Annotated in this window: 13 protein-coding genes; 6 read left to right on the plus strand and 7 right to left on the minus strand. The window is 66.7% G+C overall.

Translation table 11 applies throughout. The features are described 5' to 3' along the window. Nucleotides 1-67 precede the first annotated feature (67 nt). From ybaK to FBY21_RS26555, 3 genes are read left to right on the plus strand one after another with little or no spacing between them, the layout of a single operon-like run. Complete coding sequence (gene ybaK, locus FBY21_RS26545; protein ID WP_044414438.1) at nucleotides 68-538, plus strand: Cys-tRNA(Pro) deacylase; 471 nt, start codon at nucleotides 68-70, stop codon at nucleotides 536-538. A 27-nt stretch (nucleotides 539-565) separates the two neighbouring features. Next, the gene (glpK, locus tag FBY21_RS26550; protein WP_074973401.1) at nucleotides 566-2062 is read left to right on the plus strand and encodes a glycerol kinase GlpK; all 1497 of its coding nucleotides are present in this window, start codon (nucleotides 566-568) and stop codon (nucleotides 2060-2062) included. Between the two features lie 38 nt (nucleotides 2063-2100). Then, nucleotides 2101-2886, plus strand: coding sequence for a substrate-binding periplasmic protein (locus FBY21_RS26555; protein ID WP_253543796.1), 786 nt, complete (start codon nucleotides 2101-2103; stop codon nucleotides 2884-2886). Between the two features lie 24 nt (nucleotides 2887-2910). Here FBY21_RS26555 and FBY21_RS26560 read toward each other — a convergent pair whose 3' ends face one another. After that, on the minus strand, nucleotides 2911-4020 hold the full coding sequence (locus FBY21_RS26560) for an ABC transporter ATP-binding protein (protein WP_074973403.1): 1110 nt from the start codon (nucleotides 4018-4020) through the stop codon (nucleotides 2911-2913). Further along, nucleotides 4017-4934 carry an ornithine carbamoyltransferase gene (argF, locus tag FBY21_RS26565; RefSeq protein WP_142015199.1) on the minus strand — a complete coding sequence of 306 codons (918 nt, stop codon included), beginning with the start codon at nucleotides 4932-4934 and terminating at the stop codon, nucleotides 4017-4019. The genes FBY21_RS26560 and argF overlap by 4 nt, the downstream gene beginning before the upstream one ends. A gap of 330 nt (nucleotides 4935-5264) precedes the next feature. Here argF and FBY21_RS26570 point away from each other — a divergent pair, with 330 nt between their 5' ends. The 3 genes from FBY21_RS26570 to grxD all read left to right on the plus strand — a co-directional run bounded on the left by FBY21_RS26570 (nucleotide 5265) and on the right by grxD (nucleotide 8370). After that, the gene (locus FBY21_RS26570) at nucleotides 5265-5699 is read left to right on the plus strand and encodes a hypothetical protein (RefSeq protein ID WP_142015203.1); all 435 of its coding nucleotides are present in this window, start codon (nucleotides 5265-5267) and stop codon (nucleotides 5697-5699) included. A 139-nt stretch (nucleotides 5700-5838) separates the two neighbouring features. After that, complete coding sequence (locus FBY21_RS26575) at nucleotides 5839-7947, plus strand: molybdopterin oxidoreductase family protein (RefSeq protein ID WP_142015206.1); 2109 nt, start codon at nucleotides 5839-5841, stop codon at nucleotides 7945-7947. A gap of 96 nt (nucleotides 7948-8043) precedes the next feature. Continuing rightward, nucleotides 8044-8370, plus strand: a complete 327-nt coding sequence (gene grxD, locus FBY21_RS26580) for a Grx4 family monothiol glutaredoxin (RefSeq protein WP_044414422.1) — start codon at nucleotides 8044-8046, stop codon at nucleotides 8368-8370. 58 nt (nucleotides 8371-8428) lie between these two features. Here the strand turns inward: grxD and bfr are convergent, their stop codons facing one another. The 5 genes from bfr to dapE all read right to left on the minus strand — a co-directional run bounded on the left by bfr (nucleotide 8429) and on the right by dapE (nucleotide 11969). Continuing rightward, nucleotides 8429-8899, minus strand: a complete 471-nt coding sequence (gene bfr / locus FBY21_RS26585) for a bacterioferritin (protein WP_044414420.1) — start codon at nucleotides 8897-8899, stop codon at nucleotides 8429-8431. Nucleotides 8900-9094: 195 nt separating this feature from the next. Continuing rightward, nucleotides 9095-9313 (minus strand): bacterioferritin-associated ferredoxin, encoded by a 219-nt coding sequence (locus FBY21_RS26590; RefSeq protein WP_044414418.1) that lies wholly within the window; start codon nucleotides 9311-9313, stop codon nucleotides 9095-9097. A 241-nt stretch (nucleotides 9314-9554) separates the two neighbouring features. Then, nucleotides 9555-9926, minus strand: a complete 372-nt coding sequence (locus FBY21_RS26595; RefSeq protein WP_142015211.1) for a hypothetical protein — start codon at nucleotides 9924-9926, stop codon at nucleotides 9555-9557. A 97-nt stretch (nucleotides 9927-10023) separates the two neighbouring features. Continuing rightward, nucleotides 10024-10827, minus strand: coding sequence for a putative RNA methyltransferase (locus tag FBY21_RS26600; RefSeq protein ID WP_142015215.1), 804 nt, complete (start codon nucleotides 10825-10827; stop codon nucleotides 10024-10026). 2 nt (nucleotides 10828-10829) lie between these two features. Further along, a complete protein-coding gene (gene dapE, locus FBY21_RS26605) occupies nucleotides 10830-11969 on the minus strand; it encodes a succinyl-diaminopimelate desuccinylase (protein ID WP_142015219.1) in 1140 nt (379 codons plus the stop codon). Between the last annotated feature and the right edge of the window lie 28 nt (nucleotides 11970-11997).

Consider the following 11997-nt stretch of genomic DNA (forward strand, 5'->3'; position numbering starts at 1 on the left):
GGGCTGTCGAAGAGCGACTTTTCAGCTAAGGTACGACCACTTCGTCGCATTGTTTTCACTATCGAACATGACTCCAGCCATCGACCTGCTCAAGAAGGCCAAGGCCGAGCACCGTGTGCTCAGCTATACCCATGACCCGAAGGCGCCCTCCTATGGCCTGGAGGCGGCGGAAAAGCTCGGGCTGGACCCGGCGCGGGTGTTCAAGACCCTGCTGGCGGCCACCGAGAAGGGCGAGCTGCTGGTGGCCGTGGTGCCGGTGGCCGGCAGCCTTGATCTGAAGGCCCTGGCTCATGCGGCGGGCGCCAAGAAGGCCGACATGGCCCCGGCCGATGCGGCGCAGCGCGCCACCGGCTACCTGGTGGGCGGCATCAGCCCGCTGGGGCAGAAGAAGCGCCTGCGCACCTTCATCGACCGCTCCGCGCTGGACCACCCCACCATTCATGTCAGCGCCGGTCGGCGTGGCCTGGAAGTGGAGCTGGCGGCGCAGGTGCTGGCCGAACACACCCAGGCCCAGTTCGCCGCCATCGGGCGGGAATGACCCCTCCATAACAACAAGGAAGCCGGAATGGCCCAGTACCTTCTTGCCATCGACCAGGGCACGACCAGCAGTCGCGCCATCGTATTCAGTGCCCAGGGCCTGCCTGTCGCCCGCGCCCAGACGGAGTTCAAGCAGTACTTCCCGAAGGACGGCTGGGTGGAGCACGACGGCGAGGAGATCTGGCTGACGACCCTCAAGGTCTGCCGCGAGGCCATCCGCCAGAGCGGGCTGCAGGCGTCGCAGATCGCGGCCATCGGCATTACCAACCAGCGCGAGACCACCCTGGTGTGGGACGCCGAGACCGGTACGCCGATCCACCCAGCCATCGTCTGGCAGGACCGCCGCACCGCCGACTACTGCTCCCGCCTCAAGGCCGATGGGCACGACGAGGAAGTGGCGCGGCGCACCGGGTTGCTGATCGACCCGTATTTCTCCGCCACCAAGCTGCGCTGGATCCTCGACAACGTGCCGGGCGCCCGTGAGCGCGCCGAGCGCGGTGAGCTGCGCTTCGGCACGGTGGACTGCTTCCTGCTGTGGCGCCTGACCGGCGGCAAGGTGCACCGCACCGACGCCACCAACGCCTCGCGCACGCTGCTGTTCAACATCCATGAGCAGCGTTGGGACGATCACCTGACGCAGCTGTTCGACATTCCGCCGAGCCTGCTGCCGGAGGTGCTGGACTGCTCTGCCGAGTTCGGCATCACCGAGGCCGGGCTGCTGGGCAGCGCCATCCCGGTGCTGGGCATGGCCGGCGACCAGCAGGCGGCGCTGATCGGCCAGGCCTGCTTCCAGCCGGGCATGGTGAAAAGCACCTACGGCACCGGCTGTTTCATGATCCAGAACACCGGCGACACGCCGGTTACCTCGCGCAACCGTCTGCTGACCACCGTGGGTTACCGCTTGGATGGGAAGGTGACCTACGCTGTAGAAGGCAGTATCTTCGTCGCCGGTGCGGCGGTTCAGTGGTTGCGTGACGGCATCAAGCTGATCAGCCATGCCCGGGATACCGAGGCGCTGGCGGAGCAGACCGGGGATGCTTGTGGCGTCTATCTGGTGCCGGCCTTCACGGGCCTGGGGGCGCCTTACTGGGACCCGAAGGCCCGGGGCGCGATCTTCGGCCTGACCCGCGACACCGGTATCAAGGAGATCGTCACCGCCGGCCTGCAGTCGGTGTGCTACCAGACCCGTGATCTGCTGGAAGCCATGCGCCAGGACGGGGCCGCCGCGCCCAGCGCTCTGCGCGTGGACGGCGGGATGGTGGAAAACAATTGGGTCATGCAGTTCCTGGCGGACATCCTCGGTGTGGCAGTCGAACGCCCCGAGGTGACCGAGACCACCGCCCTGGGCGCCGCCTACCTGGCGGGCCTGAAGGCGGGGCTGTACCGGGATCTGGACGAAATCGCCCGTCACTGGCACCGCCAGCAGCGCTTTGCGCCGCGCATGGCGGAGGCCCACCGGGCCAAGCTTTACGAGGGATGGCTGGATGCCGTCCAGCGAGTACGCAGCGAGGCTTCCCAGGGGTAGTTGCACGCCTGGTCGGCCGCTCACGAAGGGAGTTCGCCTTGACCACACAGGATGCACGTTCAACCCCCGCGGCCCTGCTATTCGGCTTGGTCGCCCTGTTCGCCTCCGGCTTGTCGAAGGCGGAGACCCTGGTCATTGCCGGTGACCTGTGGTGCCCGATCAATTGCCAGCCCGATTCACCCCGGCCGGGGATCTTCGTCGAGCTGGCCCGGGAGATCTTTGCCGAGTCCGGCATCGAGGTGGAGTACCGGGTGGTCAACTGGGCTCGGGCACTCAGCGATGCGCGGGCGGGGAAGGTCAACGCGGTGATCGGTGCCGGCATCCAGGACGCACCGGATTTCGTCTACACCCCCACCGCGCCCGGCATCTCGCGCATGTGCTTCTACACGGCGCTGGATGCCACGTGGCGCTACCAGGGGCTGCCCTCGCTGCAGCAGGTGCGCCTGGGCAGCATCAACAGCTACAGCTACGGCCAGGAAATCGATACCTACATCCGCATGCACCGCAGTCGCGGGGACCGGGTGCAGGTGGTGGCGGGCGACCAGGCGCTGGACATGAACATGGAGAAGGTCCGTCACGGTCGGCTCGATGCGACCATCGAGAACAGCTGGGTGATGGACAACCTGCAATCCACCTTGCCGCCCTCCGAGCGCCTGCGCCTGGCGGGCTGCCGCTCGCCGGACGTGGCCATCTACCTGGCCTTTTCCCCGGCGCTGACTGCCAGCGCACGCTACGCCGCGATCTTCGAGGACGGCCTGGCCCGTTACCGGGAGAACGGCAAGCTGCGTGAGGTGATGGGGCGCTACGGCGTCAGCGAGCCTTGAGCGGCTCGCCGACGCGCGGCGGGATCAACTGGCGGTGACGTAGCGACGGACGCCGTTGTCCTGTGCCGGTAACTGGGCGGCGACGCTGCCTTGGGCGGGGAACACCACCAGGTGATCGGCGGCGATGCGGATGCCCACTTCCTGGCCTGGTGCGTGGTCGGCATGGCTCGGGAAGATGGCTTCCAGCTGGGTGCCGGTGGGCAGTTGCAGGCGATAGAGCGTGGCGGCGCCGAGGAAGGTCTTGCCGGTGACGGTGGCCTTCAGCCCGGCATCGCTGGCGGGGACGATGTCGTCCGGCCGCAGCAGCACGTCCACCGCACTGCCTTCCGGCCAGGTATAGGCGCGGTTGCCGCGGATGGTGCCCAGCTCCGTCTGCACGGTGTCGGGGCTCAGTTGCTGGCCGCGGATGAAGTAGCCCTGGCCGATGAAGCTGGCGACGAAGGGGGTCGCCGGCTCGTGGTAGAGGTTGTAGGGGGTGTCCCACTGCTCCAGGTGGCCCTTGTTGAACACGCCGACCTGGTCGCTGACGGCGAAGGCTTCCTCCTGGTCGTGGGTGACGAGGATGGCGCTGGTGCCACGGGCCTTGAGGATGTCGCGGACCTCGTGGCTGAGGCGCCGGCGCAGTTCGCCATCGAGGTTGGAGAAGGGTTCGTCGAGCAGCAGCAGGGCCGGCTCCGGCGCAAGGGCGCGTGCCAGGGAGACGCGCTGCTGCTGGCCGCCGGACAGCTCGTTGGGGAAGCGCTTGGCCAGGGCCGAGAGGTTCACCAGCTCCAGCAGCTCGCCGACGATGCGCTCGCGCTGCGGGTGCTTGCGGATGCCGAAGCCGACGTTCTCTTCCACGGTGAGGTGGGGGAACAGGGCGTAGTCCTGGAACACCATGCCGATGCGCCGCCGCTCGGGGGCGAGGGTGTAGCCGGCGCGGGAGATGACCTCGCCGGCGAGGCTGATCTCGCCTTCCAGCACCGGCTCGAAGCCGGCGATGGCGCGCAGGGTGGTGGTCTTGCCGCAACCCGAGGGGCCCAGCAGGCAACCGATGTCCCCGGCGTTGAGGTGGAGGTTGAGGTTCTGGACGACGCGCTGATCCTGGTAGCCGCAGCTCAGGTCACGCAGGTTGAGTAGCAGTTCGTGGCTCATGCTCTGGACGCGTGTTCGACGAGGAATTCCAGCAGCGCCTTCTGGGCGTGCAGGCGGTTTTCTGCCTGGTCCCAGGCCACTGAACGGGGATCGTCCAGCAGGTCCATGCTGATTTCCTCGCCCCGGTGTGCTGGCAGGCAGTGCATGAAGATAACCGCTTCATCGGCCAGGTCCAGCATTTCCTTGTTCACCTGGTAGGGCGCGAACAGGGCCAGGCGCCGTTCGGTTTCCTCTTCCTGGCCCATGGAGGTCCAGACGTCGGTGCTCACCAGGTGGGCGCCACGCACCGCTGCGCGAGGGTCGCGCATCACGCGGACACGCTCGCCGGCCTGGGCCACCAGCGCGGCACTGGGCTCGTAGCCCTCGGGGCAGGCGACGTTGAGGTGGAAGTCGAACTGGATCGCCGCCTCGATATAGGAGTTGCACATGTTGTTGCCGTCGCCGATCCAGGCCACGGTCTTGCCCTGGATCGAGCCGCGGTGCTCCTGGAAGGTCTGCATGTCGGCCAGCAACTGGCAGGGGTGCAGGTCGTCCGACAGGCCGTTGATCACCGGCACGCGGGAATGGGCGGCGAACTCCACCAGCTTGCTGTGGGCGAAGGTGCGGATCATCACCGCATCGAGCATGCGCGACATGACGATGGCGCAGTCGCTGATCGGCTCGCCACGGCCCAGCTGGGTATCGCGCGGGGACAGGAAGATCGCCTGGCCGCCGAGCTGGATCATGCCGGCCTCGAAGGACAGGCGGGTACGGGTGGAGGCCTTCTCGAAGATCATCCCCAGCACGCGGCTCTTGAGCGGCTCGTAGAGCACCCCTCGATGGCGCAGGTCCTTCAGCTCGATGGCTCGACGGATCAGGCTGCTCAGCTCCTGGGGGGTGCAATCCATCAGGGAGAGAAAATGCCTTGCGCTCATTGCTGACTACCTTTTTTGTTGCCGCTGGCCGCAAGTCCGGGCCGGGTTTTTCGAGGAAAAGCAGGCGGGACCGGCGGGCTGGGCCGCTCGGGGGCGACGGAATGGGGAAGGCGCGATCTTATAAGGAAATTACGCATAGGCGCAAATTGCCCCGCAGATGCTTCGTCGAAGTGGCGGGGAGTAGCCTGACGGCAGCTTGGGAAGTCATGAACTGATGGGAAAAAAACCAGGGCTGTAGGGTGTCGCCTCCCCGGATCGGACCCGGTCCGGGGCTCGGTCCATCAAGACGTGGAACAGGACCGAGGCACATTCCCAGACATGGAGTACCACATGAAAAAGTTCCTGATGCCCGCTGCCCTGATGGCGCTGATTGCTTCGGTAACCGGCTGCAGCAGCTACCACATCAGCCAGCCGTCTTCCGCCCTGGAAGCCGAAGTCCAGACCGACCTGAGAGCCGACGTTGCCGTCGGTGAGTCGATCAGCGGGCAGTCCGAAGTGAACATCCTGTTCAACTTCATCCAGTTCGGTGGCGACAGCCAGTTCGCTGACGGCGTCACCTACGGCGGCGCCTCCGCCGGCCTGCCGTTCGGTCCCGATCCGGTTGGCGCGGTGAAGTCCGCTGCTGCCTTCAAGGCCGTGAAGAACTCCGGCGCCGACCTGATCGTCGCCCCGCGCTACGAGCTGAACATCGACGACTACTTCGTGTTCAAGAAAGTCAGCGCCAAGGTCGTGGGCAACAAGGGCACCATCCGCTCCATCAAGTAAGCCCGCACCACCCGAATCGGCAGGCTTGATGCCTGCCGATTCACATCGCTTAAGCCGCTGGTCAAGCGGCAGCCCTGCTTCCATAGTTCAGCGATTGCGACCCGACCGGTCGTCTCGAACAAGAACATGAGGCAAGGCCATGACCAAGTCCGTTCACTACCGTGCGTGCCACCTGTGCGAGGCCATCTGCGGCCTGGCCATCGAAACCGAGGACCGGGCGGACGGCTCGCGGCACATCCTCTCCATCAAGGGCGACCCGCAGGACAGCTTCAGCCGTGGGCATATCTGCCCCAAGGCCGTGGCCCTGCAAGACATCCAGAACGACCCTGATCGCCTGCGCCAGCCCATGCGCCGGGCGGGCAGCGAGTGGCAGCCCATCGGTTGGGACGAAGCCTTTGCGCTGGTGGCCGAGCGACTGGCCGATATCCAGGCCCGCCACGGGCAGCAGGCGGTCGCCGTGTACCAGGGCAACCCCAGCGTGCACAACTACGGGCTGATGACCCACAGCAACTACTTCCTCGGCCTGCTGAAGACCCGCAACCGCTTCTCCGCCACCTCGGTGGACCAGTTGCCCCACCACCTGGTGAGCCACCAGATGTACGGCCACGGGCTGCTGATCCCGATCCCGGACATCGATCACACCGATTTCATGCTGATCCTCGGCGGCAATCCGCTGGCCTCCAACGGCAGCATCATGACGGTGCCGGACGTGGAGAAGCGCTTGAAGGCGATCAAGGCCAGGGGCGGGCGCCTGGTGGTGGTGGACCCGCGGCGCAGCGAGACGGCCGCCATCGCCGACCAGCACCTGTTCGTGCGGCCGGGCCAGGACGCCGCCCTGCTGCTGGGCATGCTCAGCACCCTGTTCGAGGAGGGCCTCGGCCGGGCCACACACCTGCCGGTGGATGGCCTCGACGCCGTGCGTCAGGCCGTGGTGGCCTTCACCGCCGAGGCCATGGGGCCGCGTTGCGGCATCGAGCCCTCGATGATCCGCCAGCTGGCGCGCGACTTCGCCGCTGCCGAACGGGCGGTGTGCTACGGGCGCATGGGCGTGTCCACCCAGGCGTTCGGCAGCCTGTGCCAATGGCTGATCCAGGTGATCAACCTGGTCACCGGCAACCTTGACCAGGCCGGCGGTGTGCTCTGCACCGAGCCGGCGGTGGACCTGGTGTCGACCACCTCCGGCGGCCACTTCGGGCGCTGGCACAGCCGCGTCTCCGGGTTGCCCGAGTACGGCGGCGAACTGCCCGTCTCGGCCCTGGCCGAGGAGATGCTGACCCCAGGCGAAGGGCAGATCCGCGCCCTGGTCACCGTGGCCGGCAACCCGGTGCTCTCCACCCCCAACGGGCGGCGCCTGGAGCAGGCGCTGGACGGGCTGGAGTTCATGGTCAGCGTCGACCTCTACATCAACGAGACGACGCGCTACGCCGACCTGATCCTGCCGCCGACCGCGCCGCTGGAGCACGACCACTACGACACCACCTTCAACCTGTTCGCGGTGCGCAACGTCACCCGTTTCAACGAACCGGTGCTGGCCAAGCCGGCTGGTGCGCTGGATGACTGGGAGATCTTCGTCGGGCTGGCCAAGGCCTTCGCGGCGCGCACCGGCGTGGAGCTGAAGCCGACCCTGCCGCCACGGCAGATGATCGACATGGGGCTGCGCTTCGGCCCCTATGGCGAGCGCTCCAGCTGGGGGCTTTCCGTCGAGCGCCTGGCGGAGCACCCCCACGGGCTGGACCTGGGGCCGCTCAAGCCGAACCTGGCCGGCCGCCTCAAGACCGAGGCGCGCCGCGTGGTGGCCGACCCGGCGCTGTTCATGCAGGACCTGGCGCGCTTCGCCGAGCAACCCGCTCCGGTGGCCGGCGAGCTGGTGCTGATCGGCCGGCGGCATGTCCGCAGCAACAACTCCTGGATGCACAACTACCACCGCCTGGTGAAGGGCAAGCCGCGCCACCAGCTGCTCATGCACCCGGACGACCTTGCCCGGCGCGGGCTGCGCGATGGCCAGCGGGTGAGGGTGCGTTCGCGGGTCGGCAGCATCGAGGTGGAGGTAGCCGCGAGCCTGGAGATGATGCCCGGCGTGGTGAGCCTGCCCCACGGCTGGGGCCATGGGCGGCCCGGTGTGATGATGGCCATCGCCGCCGAGTTGCCAGGGGCCAGTGCCAATGACCTGACCGACGAGCGGTTCCTCGATGCCGTGTCCGGCAATGCCGCGCTGAATGGCGTGCCGGTGGAGGTGGTGGCGGCCTGAAAAGTGACCGTGCAAGTCCGAGCGACATGCTCGGACTTCCGTTACAATGCCGCCACCGCGCCGACCCTGTAGTCGGATAGTTCAGCCGAGGTAGCCATGGATATCATCGAAACCATCAAAGAGCAGATCGCCAACAACACCGTCCTGCTGTACATGAAGGGCTCTCCCAATGCTCCCCAGTGCGGTTTCTCCGCCCGTGCTGCCCAGGTCCTGATGGGCTGTGGCGAGAAGTTCGCCTACGTCGACATCCTGCAGAACCCGGAAATCCGCGCCAACCTGCCCAAGTACGCCAACTGGCCGACCTTCCCGCAGCTGTGGGTCGCCGGTGAGCTGGTCGGCGGCAGCGACATCCTCGTCGAGATGTACGAGAAGGGCGAGTTGCAGCAACTGATCAAGGATGCGGTGAGCAAGGCCGGCGCCTGAGCCTCCCGCTGAAATGAAAAAGCCCCGCTGATGCGGGGCTTTTTCATGGGCGGGTGTCTTACTCGTCCATCTGCGACTGCAGGTAGTTCTCCAGGCCGACCTTCTCGATCAGGCCCAGCTGGGTTTCCAGCCAGTCGATGTGCTCTTCCTCGGACTCGAGGATGTCTTCCAGCAGCTCGCGGCTGCCGTAGTCACCGACGCTTTCGCAGTAGGCGATGGCGGCCTTCAGGTCCGGCAGGGCGTTGTGCTCCAGCTTCAGGTCGCTGCTGAGCATTTCCTTGGTGTTCTCGCCGATCATCAGCTTGCCCAGGTCCTGCAGGTTCGGGATGCCTTCCAGGAAGAGGATGCGCTTGATGAGCTTGTCGGCGTGCTTCATCTCGTCGATGGACTCGTGATACTCGTGCTCGCCGAGCTTCTTCAGGCCCCAGTCCTCGTACATCCGGGCGTGCAGGAAGTACTGGTTGATGGCCACCAGTTCGTTGCCGAGGATCTTGTTGAGATGCTGGATGACTTTCTTGTCGCCTTTCATGAGGGGGTCCTGCCACGCAAGGGGTTGAGTGACGGAATTTTAACCAGTTCCGCTGAGGTGTCAACGTAAGTGCTTGATATATAAGATAATTTGAATGTGAATACGAACGCTTCAAGTCCGCGTCTTGTCGCTAACTGCTTGATTTGCGGGCATAAAAAAACCGGACTCGAGGTCCGGTTCTTCATAAGAGGGTGTTCAGGCCGGTACGAAAGTGGCCGGGTAGGCGAGGGCGGCCTGGCTGCTCTGGACCTCGGTGAGGGTCTCGCGCACCACCTGCTTGGCCAGGCAGGCACATTTGCCGCACTGGGTGCCGACGCCGAGCGTCTCGCGAATCTCACGGTAGCTGCAGCAACCTTCGTAGATCGCTTCGCGGATGTGACCGTCGGTGACACCTTGGCAGAGGCAGACGTACATGGGGACCGGCACCTGTGGTTGGATTCGATGGATGGCGATACTAATTAGAATGAGAATGATTGTCAAAGTCCGTCCGTCTGCTCCGCGTGTAGGTCATTTCACGCAGGGGGTGTCGAATTTGAAGGCGATGTGCAGCTGCTGATTCAGGGATGCAGCTGCAGACGCTTCATGAACAAGGCGGCGTAAGGGGGCCGGAATGAAAGAACCCGGCCGAGGCCGGGTTCGTCTGCAGCGGGAGGGGTCAGTCCGTACGCCAGGTGATCTCGCTGACGCCGTCGGCATTGACCTTGAGCCAGCGGTCGGCATCTTCCTCGCCCAGGGCTTCGTCCCAGCCGCCGGGGGCGCAGCGGATCTCCACGCCCAGCGCCTGGTGGGCCGCCTGGGCGCAGGCCAGGTCGCTGTCCCAGGGGGTTGCATCGCTTTCCAGCAGGAGGCTGTGCCACTTGCCCACGGCCTTGGGCAGCCAGGTCACCGGGATGTCCCCCGCGCGGCACTTGAAGGTCTGGCCGCGCGCCTGCCAGTCGCTGCAGGGACCGATGGCTTCGGTCAGCCAGGCGGTGACAGCGTCCTGTTCGGCGTCCTTCAGGTAGATCTCTATATCGGGTTGGCGCATGGGAAGGTCCTGGCGGGGCCCCGGCCGGTGCGCGGGGCGGTCACTCGTGAGGCTGCAAGTTTAAGGGGGAGTGGGCGCTATTTCGAGCCCGCCGGGGCTAGGCCTTGACGATCCAGTCGTAGCGGATGGACACCGTCACGTCGAACGGTTCGGCGATCACCGCAGCGCGGCGCTCGGCGCTGGCACGCCAGCCGTGGGGCGTCATCGCCAGCAGGTCGGCACGGGCCTCGGCGCTGTCCAGGTGCAGGGTGTACTCCAGGGTTTCGCTGTGGGCCAGGGCCATTCCGTCGGGAATCAGCGCCAGGTGCTTCTGGTCGTCGTAGTCGCGCACCTCGTCATAGATGCGCTCGCGCAGCTGCATCAGATGGCCGCGGGTCGGGCCCATGCGCAGCAGGCCGCCGCCCGGGGCCAGCAGGCGCTGCGCTTCCTGCCAGTCCAGCGGGCTGAAGACGCTGGCCAGCAACTGGCAGCTGGCATCGGCCAGTGGCACGCGGGCCATGCTCGCCACCAGCCAGGTGAGGTTGGGTGTGCGGCGGCAGGCACGTTTGACCGCCTCGCGGGAGATGTCCAGCGCGTAGCCGTCGGCTTCCGGCAGGGCGTCGGCGAGCTGGGCGGTGTAGTAGCCCTCGCCACAGCCGATGTCGAGCCAGCGGCCCGGCTGGCGCTCGGCTGCCAGTTCCGCCAGGCGGCGGGCCAGGGGTGCGTAGTGGCCGCCGTCGAGGAAGCGCCGGCGGGCTTCCACCATGGCGGCGTTGTCGCCCGGGTCGCGGCTCTTCTTGTGCTGCACCGGCAGCAGGTTGAGGTAGCCCTGGCGGGCGCGGTCGAAACGGTGGCCGGCGGGGCAGGCGACGCCGTTGTCGAGCGCCGTGAGGGCGCCCTGGCAGAGGGGGCAGGTGAGCATGATCAGGCCAGCAGGCGGACGAGGGTCTGTTGGTAGATGTCGGTCAGCAGGTCCAGGTCGCTGGCCAGGACGCGTTCGTTGACCTGGTGGATGGTGGCGTTGACCGGGCCGAGTTCCACCACCTGGGTGCCCATGGTGGCGATGAAGCGGCCATCGGAGGTGCCGCCACTGGTGGAGGGCGTGGTCTCGCGGCCGGTCACGGCCTTGATGCTGGCGGCCACCGCGTCCAGCAGCTCGCCGGGCTCGGTGAGGAACGGCAGGCCGGACAGGGCCCACTCCACGTGGTAGTCCAGGCCGTGCTTGTCGAGGATGGCGTTGACCCGCTGCTGCAGGCCTTCGACGGTGGATTCGGTGGAGAAGCGGAAGTTGAACACCGCCTTCAGTTCGCCGGGAATGACGTTGGTCGCGCCGGTGCCGGCATTGAGGTTGGAGACCTGGAAGCTGGTGGGCGGGAAGAAGGCGTTGCCGTCGTCCCAGTGCTCCGCCGCCAGTTCGGCCAGCGCCGGGGCGGCCAGGTGGATCGGGTTCTTCGCAAGGTGCGGGTAGGCCACGTGGCCCTGCACGCCGCGCACGGTGAGGGTGGCGCCGAGGGAGCCACGACGGCCGTTCTTCACCACGTCGCCCACCAGGGTGGTGCTGGAGGGCTCGCCGACGATGCACCAGTCCAGGCGCTCGCCACGGGCGGCCAGGCGTTCCACCACGGCCTTGGTGCCATGGTGCGCCGGGCCTTCCTCGTCACTGGTGATGAGGAAGGCGATGGCGCCCTTGTGGTCTGGGTGCTCGGCAACGAAGCGCTCCACCGCCACCACCATGGCGGCCAGGCTGCCCTTCATGTCGGCGGCGCCACGGCCGCAGAGCATGCCGTGCTCGTCCACCAAGGCCTCGAACGGCTGGTGTTGCCAGGCCTGCACCGGACCGGTGGGCACCACGTCGGTGTGGCCGGCGAAGCACAGCACCGGGCCCTCGCCGCCACGGATCGCCCAGAAGTTCTCCACCTCTTCGATGCGCATGCGTTCGATGCGGAAGCCGGCGGCTTCCAGGCGGCGCATCATCAGGTCCTGGCAGCCTTCGTCGACCGGGGTGACCGACGGGCGGCGGATCAGGTCGCAGGCGAGTTCCAGGGTGGGGGAGAGGGCGGTCATGCAGGGGCTCCGGGGCGGCAAGGCGGAA

The organism is Pseudomonas sp. SLBN-26 (assembly GCF_006715895.1).
Classification (GTDB): Bacteria; Pseudomonadota; Gammaproteobacteria; order Pseudomonadales; family Pseudomonadaceae; genus Metapseudomonas; species Metapseudomonas otitidis.